The organism is uncultured Erythrobacter sp., from assembly GCF_947502395.1.
GTDB lineage: Bacteria > Pseudomonadota > Alphaproteobacteria > Sphingomonadales > Sphingomonadaceae > Erythrobacter.
Map to the genome: position 1 here is coordinate 103037 of NZ_CANMZM010000003.1, position 18958 is coordinate 121994.

Consider the following 18958-nt stretch of genomic DNA (forward strand, 5'->3'; position numbering starts at 1 on the left):
TGTAAGCTTTGTGGAAGTTACCCTTTCAGCGCTTAGCTTTCCAGCTGGCGCAGAAGGCTGCGAACGTCCCCGTCCATATCGGCATCACGTGTACGCAGATCCTCGATCAGGCGTACGGCGTGGATAACCGTTGAGTGATCGCGTCCACCGAATTTGCGGCCAATCTCTGGATAGGACCGGGGGGTGAGCACTTTGGACAAGTACATCGCCACTTGCCGGGGACGCACCACCGCACGCGCGCGGCGCTTGGAGGACATTTCCGACCGGTCGATCCGGTAGAATTGGCACACGGTGCGCTGGATCTCATCAATAGTGATCCGGCGGCGGTTGGCGCTAAGGATATCGGTGAGCTGCTCTTCAGCGAGCTGCAATGATACCTCTTGGCCCGTGAGCTGAGCGTAAGCGATGAGCTTGTTGAGCCCGCCGATCAGTTCACGAACATTGCGCGTGATGGTGCGCGCGAGGAATTCGATCACGTCTTCTGGCACGCTAAGCGGTGCAAAGCGCGCAAGCTTGGAGTGCAGGACCTTCTTGCGAAGCTCGATGTCAGCGGCTTGAATGTCGGCCACAAGGCCCATCGAAAGACGGCTAAGCAGACGTGGTTCAACCCCGTCCAATGCTTGCGGCGCGCGGTCGGCGGCAAACACAAGGCGTTTGCCTTCAGCCAGGAGCGCATCAATCGTGTAAAGCAGCTCTTCTTGAGCTGAGGCCTTGCCGATGATGAACTGGATATCGTCAACCAGAAGCAGGTCAAAGCTGCGCAGGCGTGCTTTGAACTCGATCATCTGGTTGGCTTTGAGAGCCTGCACGAATTCCACCATGAACCGCTCAGCCGAACAGTAGAAGATGCGAGCACGGGGGTGAGAAGCCAAGAACCCATGACCGATGGCGTGCAATAAGTGAGTTTTCCCCTGGCCCGTCGCAGCCTTGAGGTAGAGCGGTGAAAACTGCGGCTGCTCGGTCGCGGCCATGCGCTGGGCCGCGTTGCAGGCTAGCACATTGGCCTCACCGGTGATGAAGGCTGCAAATGTCAGCGATGGGTCCAGGCCCACGCTTGATGTGAAACCCGCATCGCTGATCGTGCCCGCAGCAACCGCAATCGCGCTCGCACCGTCATTGGCAGGGCGACGGCCATCGTCAATGCGCAGATCTGGAAGTTGGCGGCGGCCGGGATGCACTTGAATGTTCACCGAGCGCACGTCGCTGCGCATAATTTTCCAAGCGAGTTGCAGGCGATCATGGAAGCGATCCTTGACCCAATTGGCCGAAAATTCCGTAGGCAAGAACAGGTCAAGCGTGCCCGTTTCTTTTGTGATCCCGCCAACCTGGATCGGCTTGATCCACTGGCTGTGCAATTGGTGGCCCAGGTCCTTTTTGAGACCCTGGCTAATGTCAGCCCAATCTGCGGCCAGGTTCACTGCCTCTGCGTCTTCCATTAAATCGTCATCAGCCTTACGGCGCGTGGACCGCGCCTTATCAATGTTATAGCCCATGGTTTCCCCACTGTTTTTTATCCTCGGAAGTCGCTCTCCAAGGTTGAACGCATGTAACTTCGACCCGGTAAAGTTTCCCTCTCCCCGCGAGGCACCCCTCACAGGCTAACCTGTCGACTAAATTGTATGGACCCGGACTGTCCCGCGCCGGGTGAGATGCAAATAAACGCATTCTCGGCGCTGAGTGCAAGCGATCAATTGCAATAAATCTTAAATATTTGTGTTGACTCGGCTCAAGCCCGCAGCCCTGCGTTTAACGTTCTGTTTTCACGAGGGTTTCGCCTCCGACCATGCGCGAATCGTAGGGTTTCTGCGCATTCTGCTTGTAACATCGAAGGCAAAATAAAAGGGCCGCCCCATCCGGCACGACCCTCAGCTCTTTTATGCAGGCTGCACTATGTAAAATCACCCTACGGGATTTTACATATGAGCACCCAAACAGCGAATCAGAGTGCAGCGACTCGCTTTGTCAGGCGCGACATTTTGCGCGCGACGGTGTTCTTATGCATCACGCCGCGAGCAACGCCGCGAGCCAGTTCTGGCTGAGCTGCCTTAAGAGCTGCTGCTGCTCCGTCCTTGTCGCCAGCTTCGCATGCCATTTCGACTTTTTTGACGAAGCTGCGGATGCGGCTCATGCGTGCAGTGTTCACTTCAGCACGGCGGTTATTGCGACGGATGCGCTTACGGGCTTGCGGCGTGTTTGCCATAGGTCTGTCTGTCTCGCGTTTGGTATGGGCCGCAAAAGAAGCAGCCGGAAAATCTGAATCGGATATACGAAAGGCGGCGATTCACCGCCGGAAAGCGGCGCATCTAGTGCGAAATGGGGTGAAAGGCAAGCCATTTGGAGCCCACTAACGCTTGCGGCCATGCCGCCCGCGTCCTTACCTCTGACACACAGGGCAATACCATGTGCTGCGACCGCCTTGGACAATGCGTTTGATCACGCCGCCGTCCTCGTGGTGGCAGGCCTCGCCCTCGCGGCCATAAACGTCAAAGCGTGTGGCAAAGTAACCGAGCTCTCCATCTGGAGCGGCATAGTCGCGCAAGGAAGAGCCCCCGTCCTGGATTGACGCTTCGAGCACTTCTTTGATTGTGGGCACCAACCGCTCCAGCTGGGGCGTGGTCACTTTTCCGCCTTGCTTGGTCGGGCGGATGCCAGAGCGCCACAACGCCTCGCACACATATATGTTGCCAAGACCCGCAACGATCCGCTGATCTAGGAGGCACACCTTTATGTTCTGAATTTTCCCTTTGAGCGCGGCCTTTAGATAGCCAGGCGTTAAGTCTGGGCCCAGTGGCTCAGGTCCAAGCGCTGCAAATGGGCCCCACTGATCGAGTTCGGCGGTTGCCACCATATCGACCGATCCGAATCGTCTTGGGTCGCAGAGGGCAAAGCGGTTGTGAGTGGTTTCAACCACCATATGGTCGTGCTTGTCGGATTCCTCCGGATCGATCCGCCAGCGCCCGCTCATGCCCAGGTGAAATATCACGCTTTGCTCGCGGTCGAGATGGAAGAGACCATATTTCGCCCGGCGAGACAGGCTGGTTATGGTTGCTCCAGTCATCACCTGAACCAGATCTTCGGGGAAGGGGCGGCGCAGATCGGGGCGGTTAAGCGTCACGCGCTCAATCCGTGTGCCATCGAGGAACTTTGCAAGTCCTCGGACCGTTGTTTCGACTTCTGGTAGTTCAGGCATTTCTCTCGATTTCATCACCCCAGCGAACGCTGGGGTTTAGGGTGGCTTAATATGCCAGCTTTCGCTGGCATGACGGGGAGATTCAAGTCTTTGCGACAACCGCAAACTTCACTAAGGCGCTTTGCTATGACTGACCAAGCTTCCGACACCGTCTCTTTTGGCTATGAAGATGTGAGCCCTGAGGAAAAGACTCGCCGCGTGGGTCAGGTCTTCTCCAGCGTCGCCAAGAAATACGACATCATGAATGATGCGATGAGCTTCGGCATGCACCGCGGATGGAAGGACCGATTCGTCAAGCGCGTGAAGCCGCAGGCGGGTGAGAACATTCTCGATATGGCGGGCGGCACCGGTGACATTGCCTTTCGCATGGCCGATCGCGGCGCGAATGTAACGGTTGCCGACATCAATCAAGAAATGTTGGACGTGGGCGCAGAGCGGGCAATGGAGCGTGATGAAGCGGAAGGCGCGGGCAGTCTCGTATTCTCCAACCAGAACGCTGAAGAGGTGACCTTTGCCTCCAACAGGTTCGATGCCTACACAATCGTTTTTGGCATCCGCAATGTGACTCATAAAGAGAATGCCTTGGAAGAAGCATTGCGTGTCCTCCGCCCCGGCGGGCGGTTCTATTGCATGGAGTTTTCGGTCACCGATTGGTCCGGTTTTCGCGAGATTTACGATCTCTATTCGATGCATATTATGCCGCGCATGGGCCAGGTCATCGCTGGCGACACCGAAAGCTATCGCTACCTCGCTGAATCGATCCGCAAGTTTCCGCGTGCGGCTGAATTTGAAGCGATGATCAGAGGTGCCGGCTTTGTGAACACCAAGGCCGAGATAATTCTGGGCGGCGCGGTGGCTATTCATTCCGGGTGGAAGATCTAAACGGGTGACCTCTCCTGCAACGCATCTTTTCCGTCTTGCACGATGGGGTGTCACCCTTGCCCGCCGCCGCGCACTACTGGGGATTGAGGAAGATCCCAATGCCCCGTCTCCGGTAAAGCGTTTGGCACGCTTAGCCCGGCTTGCAACACTGACTGGTAAGAGGGGTGAGCGGGACTATGCGGGGGCTTTCCGCGCGATTGGTCCTGCGGCGATCAAACTGGGGCAGTCGCTGGCCACGAGGCCCGATCTCGTGGGCGAAGAAGCCGCACACAATTTGCTGAGCCTTCAAGATAATCTGCCGCCGGTTGATTTTGCGCTGATCAAAGAATCGATTGAGTCGAGCTTTGACCAACCGATGGAAGCGCTGTTTTCCGAAGTTGCCCCCGAGCCTGTCGGTGCTGCATCTATCGCTCAGGTGCATAAGGGTATCACGAGCGATGGACGTGATGTCGCGATCAAAGTGCTTCGCCCCGGCATTCGCGAAAAATTTGCCAAGGACATTCAAACTTACGAATGGGCGGCTGCTCACGTTGAAGTCATGGGTGAGGAGGCAAAGCGCCTGCGTCCGCGCGCGACCATCGCCAATTTCAAGCGCTGGACCAATTCAGAGCTCGACCTGCGCCGTGAGGCGGCTTCTGCGAGTGAGCTTGCCGAAGATATGTCGGGCGTCGACGGCTACAAAATCCCTGCCGTCGATTGGGACCGTACCAATGGCCGGGTGATGACCATCGAATGGGTCGATGGAATCAAGATTTCGAAGCGCGATGAGTTGTTGGCGGCTGGCCACGACCTTCACGCGCTCTCCGAAAAGCTCGTCATCAGCTTTCTGACCCAGGCGATCAGCGCCGGTTTCTTTCATGCCGACATGCACCAGGGGAACCTATTCGTGCAAAGCGACGGCACTATCGTCGCCATCGACTTTGGCATTATGGGGCGGATTGACCGGCGTGCGCGTCAGTGGCTTGCAGAAATCCTCTACGGTCTCACGACGGGCAATTACAAACGTGTCGCCGAGATACACTTTGAGGCGCAATATGTGCCCAGCCATCACTCGGTCCACGAGTTTGCAACCGCGCTGCGGGCGGTCGGTGAGCCGATGCGCGGCAAGCCGGTGAAGGAGCTGAGCGTCGGGCAAATGCTCGACGGGCTCTTCGCCATCACGCGCGATTTCGACATGCAGACTCAGCCGCACCTACTGCTGCTGCAAAAGACCATGGTGATGGTCGAAGGGATCGCGACGCAGCTTAATCCCGACCTCAATATGTGGGACACTGCCGCGCCTTATGTGCGTGATTGGATCCGCGATGAGTTGGGCCCGGAGGCGGCGGTGGCCGAGCGGCTTAAGGAAGACGCGCAGACATTTATGCGCTTGCCCGATCTTATCCGCCGGATTGAAGACAGGTTCCCACCAAGAGGCGGTGCACCCGAGCAAGCGCCTTTGCCAGAAATCAAGCTTATGACCGATTTCGGTCAGGATGCCGCGCCCAAGTCAGGCGGTGGCTGGGTTGGTTACTTTGTGGCCGGGCTTGTGGGCGCAGGCGCGGTCTTGGCTGCGAGTATTGCTGGGGTAGTCTAGTCGGAATTTGGCAGTGCCCGCGCGGCGGCGAGCGCCAAGACAGCTGTAAGCAGCTCAACCGCCATTGGCATCATCCAGCCTTCATAGTTGCCATCGACCAATAGACTGTAGCCGCGGATCAAGAACACCAAGCCCATAAGCGCGGCGCCTGTGTTCAGCAGGCTCGCATTGGCTTTCCATACGCCGATAATCAGGCACCCTGCGGTCACCCAAAAGAATGACGTGAAATCGGCTCTGATTGTAGAGAACCCTTGGGCCCCGGCGCTATCAACTTTGGCGATGCCAAAGTCTGCACCCGTCGCGACCGGATCGGTCAGAAACGAATAGCCGACAAAGATATAAAGCACACCCAGCAGAAAGAGCGACACACGCAAGATTACAGCCAAAATTGATCCCCTTGTTTCCACCCCATTGAGGGCTTCACATAAGTGCAATCTTAACCATCGAAGCGCAAGGCTTTCAGGAGGCTTGGCGTAAGGGGCCAAGGCGGTTAGACGTGTGGCCAGCTTTGGAGTGTTAGGGAGTTGGAAGAGCTGTGAGCGGTGAGGGACCAAAGATTTTGCTGGTCGTGGGCGGCGGTATCGCAGCTTACAAATCGCTCGAGCTTGTGCGCCTTATTCGCAAGGCGGGCGGCGATGTGACTTGTGTGGTCACCAAGGGTGGTCAGCAATTCGTGACCCCGATGTCGCTCGCGGCCTTGTCTGAGAACCAAGTCTACACGTCACTGTTTGATCTCAAAAATGAAGTCGAGATGGGGCATATCGAATTGTCGCGCGAGGCCGATCTTTTGGTTGTATGTCCCGCGACGGCTGATTTGATGGCCAAGATGGCAGCCGGCGTTGCGGACGATCTGGCGACGACTTTGCTGCTCGCCACCAACAAACAAGTAATGGCGGTGCCAGCCATGAATGTGAAAATGTGGGAGCACGCCTCCACTGTGCGCAATGTCGAGAAACTGCGCGAGAATGGCGTTACCGTCCTGCATCCGGATGAGGGCGCTATGGCTTGCGGTGAGTTTGGTTATGGCCGCTTGCCTGAGCCTCCTGCGATCTGGCGCGCGATTGCCGAACACTTCGGTATTGAAGTCGAAGAAGAAGCGCCAGTTTCTCCAACACTTCCACCCGCCGAAGTTGAAGCCATCGAGCCAGAGGACGACATTGAGGCTGTCACGATGGGCGGACTTGGCGGGCTGCTGTCACGTATTATCCCGCGCTCAACCGAGAAACGCAGCGCTGAAGACATTGAAGCTGAGCTCGATGCGCTTGGCGAAGAAGAGGTCCCAGAGGAGTTCCTCGAAGAACTTCCCGAAGAGAATATCGAATTCAACCCAGAGCTAGATGGGTCTCCGCTGGCGAAAAAAGGTGCTGGCAAGGCAGCGCCGCCGGTCGACCAGAATGCTATCAATCACGAGTTTGATGATCGCCGACTGGCTCCTGATGAGGCTGAAGAGGGCCTGGCTGATAAAGCGTCTGATCTTGAAGAAGATGTGGACGACCTGCCCCCAGCCAGGATTGCGGCGAAGAAAGCTGCGCCTGCCAAGGTGGAGAGCATTGAGGCCGGTGAAGAGGAGATTGCCGGGATCATCGCCGATGCATCCTTCCAGCCTCTCAAAGGTCGCCACGTTCTTGTGACGGCTGGTCCTACCTGGGAATCGATCGATCCGGTGCGGTACATTGCCAACCGATCGAGCGGAAAGCAGGGTTTTGCGATTGCCGCCGCTGCCGCCGCTTTGGGCGCTGATGTGACGCTTGTTGCTGGACCTGTTTTCCTCAAGACACCGGCAGGTGTGAAGCGCGTTGACGTTGAAAGCGCGGAAGAAATGGCAAGTGCTGTCAAGCGGGCACTTCCTTGTGATGCGGCCGTCATGGTGGCTGCCGTCGCCGATTGGCGGCCCAAGGAGTATCGGGATGAGAAGATCAAGAAGCGCGGCTCCGCGCCGCCTGCGCTTATGCTCACTGAGAACCCCGATATCCTCACCAATTTGGCAGCTGGAAAGAACCGTCCTGCTCTGGTTGTCGGCTTTGCTGCCGAAACCGAGGCCGTGATCGATCACGCCAAGCAGAAGCGCAAGCGTAAGGCGGCAGACTGGATTGTTGCCAATGACGTTTCGGGCGAAGTCATGGGCGGCGATGCCAATGCGGTGCATATTATCACCGGTGATGGGGTCGAGAGCCTCAAGGAAATGCCCAAGGGCGAGGTGGCTATGGCGCTGATGCAGCGCGTGGCCGACACATTCCAGGCGAAAGCGGCTGAATGACCAAGACAATTGAGATTGAAGTGAAACGCCTGCCTCATGGTGAGGGGCTTCCCTTGCCTGCCTACGCAACTTCAGGCGCGGCAGGCATGGATGTGGTCTCGGCGGAGGATATCACGATTGCTCCTGGAGCACGCCATCCAGTCGCGACCGGGCTCTCTGTCGCGATCCCGTATGGCTATGAGATACAGGTACGCCCGCGTTCGGGCCTTGCCTTCAAGTACGGCATAACCGTTCCAAACACGCCGGGTACCATCGACAGCGATTATCGCGGTGAGCTCAAGGTGCTGCTGATCAACCACGGATCGGACGACTTCGCGATTGCGCGGGGAGATCGCGTTGCACAACTTGTCGTTTCACCCGTGACCCAAGGTATTTGGCAGGAAGTGAGCGAGCTTGATGCCACTGAGCGCGGTACAGGTGGTTTCGGTTCAACGGGCGGACACGCAAAGCTCTAAAGGCTATTCTTCAGCAAATCGCAGAGTGGACGAATAACGGCTTTGAACCACTTCGCCATCGCTTCCGCGCGCGGGTTCAAACCGCGCTCGGTCGATCAGCAGACGGCAAGCCTGGCGGTCGAAACGGCGGGAGCCTGTGCTTCCGTCGACTTCGCAACTCTCAGCTCGACCTTCTTCATCGACCAGTAGAGTGAAGCGCAATAGGCCTTGCCCGGAGCGGAATCCACGCGAGGGCCAAGGGAGCGAGTCGCTACTGCTTATCCATTGGCCCGGATTGATCGGACGGGCGGCCAAAGGCGTTGTAAGAGAGGGTGCTTCGACAGGTGGCGCAACGCTATTCTCTCTTATCCCTGGACGGGTGCGGGGCGAGGGCGTGGAAGGGGAAGAGGCAGTGGAAGACGCATCGGCCACGGGTCGCGTCCGAGGCCTTTCCAGCTCGCGAGTATTTGTGCTGGCTAGTCGACGATACCAGGGGATATAACGCCATTGCTCGGCGCACTGCTTGAGAAGGCGAAAGCCTGCGGAGCTGGTCTTCAAGTCAATGCGCGCGACTTGGCTCCCACCGTGCAGGACACTCAAGAATTTGGCAGAACGGAACACCGCTTCTACATCTCTCGAGCCCGCCGACAAGGCGTAGCGATCTCCAGAGAGATAACCGGCAAAGCGCGTGTCATCGAACGCCCATTCCACATCGCCAACCATGCCGGTGAAAAACCGGCCAGAGCGGCGCTCGATTGCCAAAAGGCCAGCTCGGCCATCTTCCATACGGTACCGCAGCACGAACCGGGGGTCACCTGAAAGCCGCAACTCGCACGCGCGCGCGCCTTCATCCTGCACAATGATCCAGCGTCCTAGATTGACGAAGACCTCTTCCCGGCTTTGCTCGCGGCCTTGTTGCATGGCGCTGACTGGGGTGGCGGACAAGCCGCATACAGCTGCGCCGAGAGTGCAAAGAAGGGAGAGAGTTTTCATACGCCCTTATGCCTAACAAGAATCATAATGGACCCCACGCGAAAGCTTTCCACAATACAAAAAGGCGGCGCTGATCCCTTCCGCCGCCTTTCCGTCCCGTCCAAGGGTATGATCCGCATCTATCAGTTGACCGGCTTTACGCTCTTTCCATCTTCACGAATGGTAATGCTCAAGGTCTCGCCCGAGTTCCCTGGGAAATCGGTGAAAATGGCATCAACCAGATTGGGCACAAGCGATTGTAAGCGATTAGAGCGCGAGGCGGCTTGAGCCTGACCTTCGAACAGTCGCTCTCCGGTTGCGGCATTGTCGATCTTCAATTCGATATCGCTTGTATAAACGGTAAAGCTGCGGACTTCAGGGCCCGCGAGGAACGGATCGTAAAAGCCGAAAGCAAAGCCGCGTCGCAGACCAAATCCGCCAAACCTTCCAAATCGGCCGTAAGGACCAAAGTGTGAGAAACCTGCATTGGTGGTGCGTACGCGTTCGCGTCCGTTGTCGACACCATAGTCAAACCGCACAAGCAGGTTGGCTATTTCTGGCGTGGCGGCTTCTACATAGCCAAGCTTTGCCATTTCGGCGGCGACCAAATCGGCGTAAAGTGCAAACTCTAGCCCACCGGCCAATGCCGGATCATCCGCTACAACTGCAAAGGTTTGTCCTTCCGGAGCAGGCAGTTGTGCCTGGAAGCGCGAGACATCGGCTTTGAAAGAGGACGCACAGGCAGCAAGGCCGAGCGCGAGGCCCGCTACAAGACCGAGACGCAAAAAGCGACTCACGAGAGGTGAACGCGAGGTCATATTAGAGAGGTTCATGGCATATCCTTCACAAAATCGCCAGTGTGCAGCCTTGCAAAAAGGGTCCACGCTGAAGGTCGTCGCAAGGAGCTGGCGCGTATCGCCCTCGCTTATCGTCCAATCTCAAAGCGCCGGCTTCTCAAGAGAAGTCATTGGGCTATATACTTGGACGAAGACACCTATGTGCGGTCAGCCACTCGCGTAGTCGACATTACCCTTAGGGTCTGAACCAAGTTTGAACACAAGGCGAGGGTTCAAGCTACCCGCGCACGAGGCCAAGCGCCGTGTAGGTAGCATTCAGCGTGGGGATCCCGTGCTCGCGAGCCTGAGCTGCCCCGCGTGCAAGGATTGCATCAAGCGCCTCCTGGTCATCTTTCAATTCCATAAAACGTGCGTTGATAGGTCGCAGCGTTTCCACCAGCAGCTCCCCCAAGGCTGGCTTGAACGCGCCAAAGCCTTGCCCACCAAACTCCGCAAGGATGTCGCTAGTATTTGTGCCGGTCAGGGCACCGTAGATCCCGACAAGGTTCTTAGCTTCCGCGCGGTTATCCAGGCCCGCCTCTTCGCTTGGTAGCGGTTCTGGATCGGTCTTGGCCTTTTTGACTTTCTTCATGACCGTATCGGCGTCATCGGTGAGGCTGATGCGGCTCATCTCGGATGGGTCCGACTTGCTCATCTTCGCCGTGCCATCGCGAAGACTCATAATCCGGGCTGCTGCAGGAGGAATGTAGGGCTCTGGCAAGGTGAAGAGCGGCGCGTCCTCAGGGCAAAAGTCATTGTTGAACTTCTGCGCGATGTCCCGTGCCAGTTCCAAGTGCTGCTTCTGGTCTTCGCCTACCGGCACATGGGTTGCTTGATACAGCAGTACATCTGCCGCTTGCAGCACAGGATAGGTAAAAAGCGCAACGCTCTGCCCTTCGCGGTTCTTGCCTGCCTTGTCCTTCCATTGCGTCATGCGGTTGAGCCACCCCATGCGCGCCGTGCCATTGAGGAGCCATTGGAGCTCAGCATGGGCAGGCACCTGGGCTTGGTTGAAGAGGACAGTTTTTGACGGGTTCACCCCGCAAGCAACCAGAGTTGCGACCATTTCTCGCGTGTTCTGGGATAGTTCATTCGGGTTATGCGGCTGGGACAGCGCGTGAAGGTCAGCAAGGAAGATAAAGCACTCACCGCCAGCAGCCTGTGCCTCGTCCTGTAGCTTCACATAGTTGACGATCGCGCCAAGGTAATTGCCAAGATGCGGCTTTCCGGTGGGCTGGATGCCCGAAACAACTCTCATTAGTTTAGTCTTTCTTCTGATAGGGTGTGGCTGTGGCTGCGCTTTCTAAAGCGTCAGAGCCATCGCCAGGCCGCCCGCCCGCGCACTGCGTAACGCAGCGGGGCTGAACGGTGAAAGAAGAATGGATCATTCATGCAATCGGCGCATAGCAGATGAGGGTAGAGGTGCAAGGCTGGCTCACTGCTTACGAGTGAGTTGAACAATGCGCTGCTTGTCGACCGCACCAAGAGTGAAGGCCAGTCCGAAATAGACCGCGCCGGCCGCTCCGACGAGGACACCTAGTGCTCCGAGACGTGCCAGCACTCCAGCAGCGTACCAATCGGCGAGGTAGGCATTCGCGTAGTACAATGACGCTCCCATCCCGGCGGCGGCAAGCGCTTGCTTGGCGATACGGAAGAGCAGCAAAGCTGGCATGCGATAATGGTCGCGCAACGCCAATACAATCAGCAGAAAGGTGACATTGATCCACGCGCCTACAACACTGGCGAAAGCAACGCCGACCACGCCATAGGTGTCAAGGAAGAAGATGGCCGAGACGATGAACACGCCAAGAGCGATGAACGCGGCCACCACCGGGGTGCGCGTATCAGCGCGGGCATAGAAATTGGGCACCAGCACCTTCACCAGCACATAGGCTGGCAGGCCCAGCACCAGGGTTGCGAGGACCTCTCCGGTCACAGCCGCATCGGCAAGGTCAAAACGACCGCCTTGAAAGATCATCGTAACGAACGCCTCTGCACAGATCGCCAAAGCAACGGCGGCCGGAATGGTCAGCAGCATCGCCAACTCAATTGCATCCGATTGCAAACGGTCAGCACTTTCCTTGTCATCGCCGCCCACAAACTTGCTCAGCGAAGGCAGGATCGCAGTCGAGAGCGCAATCCCGATGATCCCGAGTGGCAGCTGATTCAGCCGGTCGGCATAGTTCATGTAGCTGACCGACCCATCTTCGAGCTGGTTGAGGAAATAGAGCTGCACCAGAGTGTTGATCTGATAGGCACCGCCACCAATCGCGGCGGGCAGTGCGATGATCGAAAGTCGCTTCACCTCCGGCGTGATACGCGGCCACAGTAGCTTGGGTCGAAAACCCTCAACCCGTACCCAATAATAGAGCCAGGCAAGCTGCATTACCCCCGCGCCCGTCACCGCCCACGCGATCCCATAAGCGACGTCAGTGACGCTAGCGTCGGTGGTTTGTGCATACCATTCGCCCGTCAACAAGGCTGCGATGAGGACAAGATTCAAGATGATCGGAAAAGATGCACCTGGGGCAAAGCGCGAGACTGAATTGAGCATCCCAGTGAACAGCGTCACCAGGCTCACCAGGATTATGTAAGGGAACATGATCCGCGCAAAATCGACAGCAAGCGGAAAGGTCTTGCCGTCAATCGGCTTCTTAGAAAGCAGCCAGATCACCCCAGGCATGACGATTTCGAACACCGCCACCAGCGCGATCAGAATAGGCAAGAATACACTCAGCACATCGGCGCTGAAGCTCTTGGCCTCCTCAAGTCCGGCTTCGGGGTCGTCATTCCCATGCAAGCGCTTCGAAAACATCGGCACAAACGCCGCTGAAAATGCCCCTTCCGCGAACAACCGGCGAAAGACATTGGGAATTATGAAGGCCTGAAACCACGCGTCGGTCACGCCATTCGCCCCAAGGACGCGCGCGAAGATCATCTCGCGCGCCATCCCAGCGATACGGCTGACAAGAGTGAGGGAACCAATGGTCCCCACGTTGCGCAACAGGCTCATACGTCAAGCTTATGCGATCCGCCTCATCTCATGGCAAGGTGGCCAGACCGGGCATGCCCGATGAAATGTCTAGGCGTCACTCGTCGGTGTGGGTGTGGTCACACCGCCTTCTTGCGCACGGCGTGCTTGCAGTTGCTGGATATAGAGGCCGTTGAAATCAATCGGCTCAATCATCAGGGGCGGGAAGCCAGCATCGCGCACGGCGTCAGCGATCACGCGGCGTGCAAATGGGAAGATAATCCGCGGTGCTTCTGCATAAAGGAAAGCATGCGCCTGATCTTCAGGGATGTTGCGAATGCCAACCAGCGCGCAATAGGACAATTCTATGATATAGGCTGGACCTTTCTCGGCATTTGCCGAAATATTGATCTTCAGCTCGATCTCGCTGATCTCCTCGCCCTTCGGTTCAGCGCCGATGTTGAATTGCACGTCCACCTTGGGTTGGTCGGCCCATTGATACACTTCTGGTGCATTGGGATTCTCAACTGAGAGGTCTTTCACATATTGCGTCACGATCGCGGCGGCAGGCTGGTTGTCCACGCCATTTGCGCCGGCGTTCTGGTTGTCGAGATTGGTGAGAACGTCGCCTTCGTCGGCCATAATCTTGTGTCTTTCGCTTGAATACTTGAGCGTCTTTGGCGCAATGCAGGTGAGCGTCCAATCCTGCCTCTTCTACCAAGGACTTTTGATCCGGTGAGCGCGCCTAGCAGGGGGCGCGCAGTCAGGCAATCCTTCCTATTGGCCTTCCTGTTGGCCTTGCAATCGGCAAGCCAACAATATCTGCGTTTGGACCCGGTTCGTGCTGATCGAGCGCCGAAAGTCGCCCCTTATCTCAAATAAAGCCCGGTTCTGGCGGGATTAGGGCGTTGGCGAATTGAATTTTGTGCCTATTTATGGGAGTGAGAAACGTGGCGTTGACGCATCTTGCGCCAATCCGGGCCGTATCTCGTGTTGGCATACACTTTGAATTCAGTCATTGTGGCTATGGATGGGAAGTGAACGCAGGCACAACAGTGGCCAAACCAAGGAAGTAATGTGATTCTAGAAATCGTCATCCTCGCAATGATCGCAGCCTTTTTGGGCCTGCGCCTATACGCGGTGCTCGGTCGCCGGGCAGAGCATGAGGAGGAATCAATTCCTCAGCGTTTCGATGCTGGCGAGAATGCACCTGCACAAACACCGGCAGCCGCACAAAGTCCGCAAGCTGCGCAACCGCGCCCCGCAGAGCTTGAAGGTGTTATGCCAGCGGTCGAACGCGGCATTCGCGAGATTGCCAGCGCCGACCGTAATTTCGAGTTTACCTCGTTCATGGAAGGCGCAAAGGGCGCTTATGAAATGGTGCTTGAAGCGTTTTGGTCGGGCGACAAAGACACATTGCGTGAGCTGTGTGATGAAGACGTCTATGCTGGGTTCGAAGGTGCGATTGATGCACGCGAGGCAGATGGACATACTCTGCAGAACAAGTTGATCCGCATTGAAGAAACCCGTGTTCATGCGGCAACTCTTGACACCGCAAAGTTTAGCAAGATGGCGCGCATTTCCGTGCTGTTCGTTGCCGATATTGCGGCGGTAACGCGCGATAATGAAGGCAATGTTGTAGCAGGCAGCCTCGACGATGCGGTCGAAAGCCGCGACATCTGGACCTTCAGCCGCGATGTCTCATCGCGCGATCCGAACTGGATCCTTGATGAAACCGATCAGGGCTGAGTTGGGGCTGGGACGGACGCATGTTTGGGCTGCGCAGAACAACAGCGGCCAAGCGTACCGAAACGATTTGGCTCGAAGGGCCTGAAACGCGTCAGCACGCTCCGCGTTCGATTGGCGCTGGCATCAGCGCTCTCGCATCGCTGGTCCTTCTTTCAGGCTGTCTGCGCCTGGTACCCGATGCAACGCCTCCACGTCCCGATCTGGCGACGCCTCCGCCTATACCGGCTGCAAGCAGTGCGGCTTTTGCGGGCGTGCAGCGTGGTCCCAGCGTTGGGGCTCTTGGAATCGGTCAAGGTGATGCTGGAACGGCGCTTGCCGCATTTATCGAAAGCTGCCCCCAGCTTCTTCGCCGCGAGGACAAGAGTGGGCTTTCCTACAATGCTGATTGGCGCCCTGCATGTGAGGCTGCTGTCGGATGGTCGATGCGCGATGCGCCCCGTTTCTTCCAAACCCATTTTGAAACAGCGCGCATTGGTGATGGACGTGCCTTCGCTACCGGATATTTCGAGCCGGAAATAGCCGGCTCGCGCACTCGCCGTCCCGGTTTCGAAGTTCCAGTGTATGTCAAACCCGATGATCTGGTGCGCGGTTGGCCCGCTGACGTTCCTCAATCCGAGCGTACGGGCCGTGCGCCGCTTGGGCGCTACAACGCCAAAGGCACTTTTGAACGTTATCACGACCGTGCGGCTATCGAAGACGGAGCGTTAGAAGGCCGCGTTCCGGTAATCGCTTATGCCGCTGATCCTGTCGAATTCTTCTTCCTGCAAATCCAAGGTTCGGGCCGTTTGCGCACACCGGAAGGTGACATCATTCGCATTGGCTATGCCGGTCAAAACGGGCGCGGATACACGGGCATTGGCGGGGTGATGCGTGAGCGAGGTCTCTTAGGCAATGGTCCGGGTCAGTACTCTGGCTCAATGCAAGGGATCATGTCGTACATCCGCGATAATCCGCGTGAAGGCCGCGAGCTTATGCGCATGAACAAGAGCTGGATATTCTTCCGCGAATTGAACGGTGACGGGCCCTTGGGCGCGCTTGGTGTGCCAGTTCGTCGTGGCGCATCTGTTGCAGCTGATCCATCCTTTGTCCCGCTGGGAGCTCCGGTTTGGCTCGATCTGGATCGCAATGAGGCTGACGGGCTTTGGATTGCACAGGACACTGGCGGCGCAATTAAGGGGGCCAATCGGTTCGACACATTCTGGGGAGCAGGCGATGATGCGCGCCGGATCGCCGGCGGAATGAGTGGGCGCGGTTCTGCCTTGTTGTTCTTGCCCAAGGGCACTGTTGCTCGGCTCAACTCTGAAAGATGAGTTATCCGCGCGGCCTCAGTGAACCCGAGCAGCGCGCTTGGGCCCATCTTGCATCGAGTGTGACACCCCTTGCTGGTAAGAAGGCACCCCAGCTGGCAGGGCCGGTTGAAAGGAAAGCGGCACCCAAGGCAAAGCCAGTAAAAGCAAAGCCTAAGCCTTCAGCTCAATCGCCTTCAGCCTCAGCTGCGAGGCGCCCATTGATGCGCGCTAACAGTCCAACTTCTGCAAAGAGACGCATGGCTTCCAGCCAGTTGGATGGCAGTTGGAACCGCAAACTCAAATCCGGCCAGATTGCACCCGATTACACGCTCGACCTCCACGGCCATAATCTAGACCGTGCCTATGACCGGATCATGAGTGGTCTGGATCAAGCGCGTATGATGGGGGCTCGCGTTGTCTTAGTGGTTGCGGGAAGAGAGCGTCCTGTGGATCCGGCTGACCGTGCATCAAAGCGCGGCGCGATACGGGCAAAGTTGCTCGATTGGCTAGCGGTCAGTCGTCATGCCGAAGCAATCGCAGCAGTGCGGCGCGCCCACATCCGGCATGGCGGAGAAGGCGCGCTTTACTTGGTACTCAAAAGGCCGGATTAGAGCTTAAAGGGTGTGAACCACTCACCCAAAGAGCATCACATTCATCAAACGACCTGGTAGGATGATCGCGAAGATGCCGGGGATCATAAGTGCGCCAAGGAACAGGCTCACGATTTCGGCCTTGTGGCGCTTGATATCACCCTTGCGAGCGCTGCTCACGATGATCCACGAAGCGCGGTAGGTGATCGGCACGAAGACGTGGATCCATGACAGCGCCATGCCTTCATGAATGAAGAGGGTGGAGGTTGCAGTCACCACCATCAAAGCAACCCAGAGCTTGCCCAGCGCTTTATGCGTCGCGGTGCCCTTTGGAGCGATCAGCAGATAGAGCCCCAGAGGCACGCAAGGGACCACTGTCGTCACATGAAACATGACGGCTGCATTGCCGAGGTGGGGGAGGTCGGGGGCAAATCCCAGAAACGCACGGGCAATGGCAGCAACGCAAACAACGGTCATCGTGGTGCCGGCAAACAGGACCAGCGCCCTGGTGAATAAGCCCAATTTCATCACGCCCTTGGGCTGGTTGAGGCGTTTGAAGGTATCCAGCGGGTTTGAAAGTGTTGCGGTCGTCATGGCGGGCCTTTCGAGTTCGTTGCGTCGTTGAAACTCAATCTGACCAGTGCCCATTCGCCAGCAATGCTCCTTGCGCGTTTCGGCTCTTCCCTTCGTGAAATGGCTCAAAAGCCCCCGATTTTGTAGGCTTTGCCACTTTACGAAGCGCGAATGGGCAGGCATTTTGAAGGCCTATGAACGGTCCTTCAGGCGAATTGGCGAATGCGCCACAATTGGGAAACCGAGCCGCTTTCCTGCGCGGAATGCTGAGCGATCTTGCAATAATGACCGCGATCGGCTTGTTTCTAGGAGTGCTTGGTCCGTTTGGGACAAGCGACCTGCCCTTCACGGTGCGGCTCTTAAGTTGGCTGGTCTTCGCCTATATTGGCTATGCTTGTTATCGCCCCATGGCTCCTCTGGTGGAATGGGCGGAACGCGCACTGCACTTGCCGAGCATTGGTCTTTGGATTGCTGCTGCTGCGATTTCGTCTGTGCCCATGACCTTCTTGGTTTTGGGCATAGGAAACCTTCGCAACCCTTTCCACTGGCCGGGTCTGGATATCGCGCTCACTAGCTATTTCTACGTCTTTATGGTCGGCGGGGCGGTGACACTGCTGTTCAACATTCTGGGTCTACGTGGTAGCGGTGAAGCGAATGGGCCAGTCCATAGCGAGGCCTCGGCTGAAGCAGCGACCAATCCTCCACCGCAAGAACCGACAGCCTCATCGCAACAGGTCCAATCAAGCCCGCTACTCGATGCTCTTTCGCCAGTGCTCGGCAGCGACGTGATCGCTCTGCAGATGGAAGACCACTACGTCCGCGTCCACACCGCGCTTGGCTCGGAAATGGTGTTGATGCGGCTGCGCGACGCGATCGTGCATGTTTCTGACATTGAGGGGCGTCAGGTCCACCGCAGCTGGTGGGTGGCCCGTTTGGCCGTTGAGGATGTGCGCCGCGAAGGGCGCAATGTACGGCTGGTACTACCCGGCGGTTTGGAGGCACCAGTCTCGCGCGCGCAGGTGTCCGAGCTAAAGGACGCGGGTTGGATTTAGCCTCGAGCTTCTCGGAACATTGGGGTCATTATCGGGGAAGATGGAGTGGTTATCTCGCCCATCATGCTAAAGCCGTGGCGCTCATAAAGCGAAATGTTTCGCGGATTTGACGATTCCAGATAGGCAGGCATCCTCGCCTCATCGATTTTGTTCAAAGCGTGTTTCATAAGGGCAGCGCCCATGCCTTGGCCCGTGGCAAAGGGATCAACGGCAATCATTGGGAGATACCAGCACGGCTCTTCTGGGTGGTAGCCATCCATCTGAGCGAAGAACATGCCGATTTCCTCCATGCGTTCTGGTGCAACTGTCTCTGCAGCAAGAGCGCCAATGCGTTCTGAGTCTGGTTCGACATTTGGGGGAAGCCACAATGCAGCGGCTCGTCCGCATGATGTTTCGAACACTGATCCGTGCTCAAAGCCGTTGCCGCCAAAGGCATCGACGAATTTGGGCTGCACGTCAAAATACACTGCTGGATCAGGCCAAACCCATCTCGCAACTGGGTCCGAGGCAAAGCCAAGAGTAATTGTCGCAATGACGGATGAGCGTCGAGCTTTGTCAGCAGCCTTGATTTGCGGAGGCACCACCAA

At 57.2% G+C, this 18958-nt stretch carries 19 protein-coding genes; 8 read left to right on the plus strand and 11 right to left on the minus strand.

Going from position 1 to position 18958, the window contains the following annotated elements:
- Window positions 1–32: 32 nt before the first annotated feature.
- From dnaA to mutM, 3 genes are all read right to left on the minus strand, one after another.
- Window positions 33–1493 (minus strand): chromosomal replication initiator protein DnaA, encoded by a 1461-nt coding sequence (dnaA, locus tag Q0778_RS11815; protein ID WP_298336298.1) that lies wholly within the window; start codon window positions 1491–1493, stop codon window positions 33–35.
- A 446-nt stretch (window positions 1494–1939) separates the two neighbouring features.
- The gene (gene rpsT / locus Q0778_RS11820; RefSeq protein WP_298336299.1) at window positions 1940–2200 is read right to left on the minus strand and encodes a 30S ribosomal protein S20; all 261 of its coding nucleotides are present in this window, start codon (window positions 2198–2200) and stop codon (window positions 1940–1942) included.
- A gap of 174 nt (window positions 2201–2374) precedes the next feature.
- Window positions 2375–3190, minus strand: coding sequence for a bifunctional DNA-formamidopyrimidine glycosylase/DNA-(apurinic or apyrimidinic site) lyase (gene mutM, locus Q0778_RS11825; RefSeq protein ID WP_298336301.1), 816 nt, complete (start codon window positions 3188–3190; stop codon window positions 2375–2377).
- A gap of 126 nt (window positions 3191–3316) precedes the next feature.
- On the opposite strand from mutM, the gene Q0778_RS11830 reads away from it, so the two are divergent.
- Window positions 3317–4072 (plus strand): class I SAM-dependent methyltransferase, encoded by a 756-nt coding sequence (locus Q0778_RS11830; protein WP_298300856.1) that lies wholly within the window; start codon window positions 3317–3319, stop codon window positions 4070–4072.
- Between the two features lie 4 nt (window positions 4073–4076).
- Window positions 4077–5648 carry a 2-polyprenylphenol 6-hydroxylase gene (ubiB, locus tag Q0778_RS11835; protein WP_298336303.1) on the plus strand — a complete coding sequence of 524 codons (1572 nt, stop codon included), beginning with the start codon at window positions 4077–4079 and terminating at the stop codon, window positions 5646–5648.
- Here ubiB and Q0778_RS11840 read toward each other — a convergent pair.
- The gene (locus Q0778_RS11840; protein ID WP_298336305.1) at window positions 5645–6034 is read right to left on the minus strand and encodes a hypothetical protein; all 390 of its coding nucleotides are present in this window, start codon (window positions 6032–6034) and stop codon (window positions 5645–5647) included. The two genes, ubiB and Q0778_RS11840, sit on opposite strands and share 4 nt — an antisense overlap.
- Before the next feature lie 149 nt (window positions 6035–6183).
- Here Q0778_RS11840 and Q0778_RS11845 point away from each other — a divergent pair, with 149 nt between their 5' ends.
- Both Q0778_RS11845 and dut read left to right on the plus strand, forming a co-directional pair.
- Window positions 6184–7905, plus strand: coding sequence for a bifunctional phosphopantothenoylcysteine decarboxylase/phosphopantothenate synthase (locus Q0778_RS11845; RefSeq protein ID WP_298336307.1), 1722 nt, complete (start codon window positions 6184–6186; stop codon window positions 7903–7905).
- The gene (dut, locus tag Q0778_RS11850; protein WP_298300864.1) at window positions 7902–8360 is read left to right on the plus strand and encodes a dUTP diphosphatase; all 459 of its coding nucleotides are present in this window, start codon (window positions 7902–7904) and stop codon (window positions 8358–8360) included. Before Q0778_RS11845 ends, dut begins: the two co-directional genes overlap by 4 nt.
- A gap of 3 nt (window positions 8361–8363) precedes the next feature.
- Here dut and Q0778_RS11855 read toward each other — a convergent pair whose 3' ends face one another.
- The 5 genes from Q0778_RS11855 to secB form a co-directional block, all read right to left on the minus strand.
- Complete coding sequence (locus tag Q0778_RS11855; RefSeq protein WP_298336309.1) at window positions 8364–9332, minus strand: TonB family protein; 969 nt, start codon at window positions 9330–9332, stop codon at window positions 8364–8366.
- 122 nt (window positions 9333–9454) lie between these two features.
- Complete coding sequence (locus tag Q0778_RS11860) at window positions 9455–10144, minus strand: DUF4136 domain-containing protein (RefSeq protein ID WP_298336311.1); 690 nt, start codon at window positions 10142–10144, stop codon at window positions 9455–9457.
- A 241-nt stretch (window positions 10145–10385) separates the two neighbouring features.
- Entirely contained in the window at window positions 10386–11405 is a 1020-nt protein-coding gene (gene trpS / locus Q0778_RS11865) for a tryptophan--tRNA ligase (RefSeq protein WP_298300871.1), read from the minus strand.
- A 177-nt stretch (window positions 11406–11582) separates the two neighbouring features.
- A complete protein-coding gene (murJ, locus tag Q0778_RS11870) occupies window positions 11583–13160 on the minus strand; it encodes a murein biosynthesis integral membrane protein MurJ (protein WP_298336313.1) in 1578 nt (525 codons plus the stop codon).
- Between the two features lie 69 nt (window positions 13161–13229).
- Complete coding sequence (gene secB / locus Q0778_RS11875) at window positions 13230–13760, minus strand: protein-export chaperone SecB (RefSeq protein ID WP_298300878.1); 531 nt, start codon at window positions 13758–13760, stop codon at window positions 13230–13232.
- A 435-nt stretch (window positions 13761–14195) separates the two neighbouring features.
- On the opposite strand from secB, the gene Q0778_RS11880 reads away from it, so the two are divergent.
- The 3 genes from Q0778_RS11880 to Q0778_RS11890 are packed head-to-tail and all read left to right on the plus strand — an operon-like array spanning window position 14196 to window position 16767.
- Window positions 14196–14867 carry a Tim44/TimA family putative adaptor protein gene (locus Q0778_RS11880; protein WP_298300880.1) on the plus strand — a complete coding sequence of 224 codons (672 nt, stop codon included), beginning with the start codon at window positions 14196–14198 and terminating at the stop codon, window positions 14865–14867.
- 20 nt (window positions 14868–14887) lie between these two features.
- Window positions 14888–16177 carry an MltA domain-containing protein gene (locus Q0778_RS11885; protein WP_298300882.1) on the plus strand — a complete coding sequence of 430 codons (1290 nt, stop codon included), beginning with the start codon at window positions 14888–14890 and terminating at the stop codon, window positions 16175–16177.
- Window positions 16174–16767, plus strand: coding sequence for a Smr/MutS family protein (locus tag Q0778_RS11890; protein ID WP_298300884.1), 594 nt, complete (start codon window positions 16174–16176; stop codon window positions 16765–16767). The genes Q0778_RS11885 and Q0778_RS11890 overlap by 4 nt, the downstream gene beginning before the upstream one ends.
- A 21-nt stretch (window positions 16768–16788) precedes the next feature.
- Here Q0778_RS11890 and Q0778_RS11895 read toward each other — a convergent pair whose 3' ends face one another.
- On the minus strand, window positions 16789–17340 hold the full coding sequence (locus Q0778_RS11895) for a hypothetical protein (protein WP_298336315.1): 552 nt from the start codon (window positions 17338–17340) through the stop codon (window positions 16789–16791).
- A 173-nt stretch (window positions 17341–17513) separates the two neighbouring features.
- On the opposite strand from Q0778_RS11895, the gene Q0778_RS11900 reads away from it, so the two are divergent.
- The gene (locus tag Q0778_RS11900) at window positions 17514–18371 is read left to right on the plus strand and encodes a LytTR family DNA-binding domain-containing protein (RefSeq protein ID WP_298336317.1); all 858 of its coding nucleotides are present in this window, start codon (window positions 17514–17516) and stop codon (window positions 18369–18371) included.
- On the opposite strand, the gene Q0778_RS11905 is transcribed toward Q0778_RS11900, so the two are convergent.
- Window positions 18368–18955, minus strand: coding sequence for a GNAT family N-acetyltransferase (locus Q0778_RS11905; RefSeq protein WP_298336319.1), 588 nt, complete (start codon window positions 18953–18955; stop codon window positions 18368–18370). The genes Q0778_RS11900 and Q0778_RS11905 overlap by 4 nt on opposite strands.
- Between the last annotated feature and the right edge of the window lie 3 nt (window positions 18956–18958).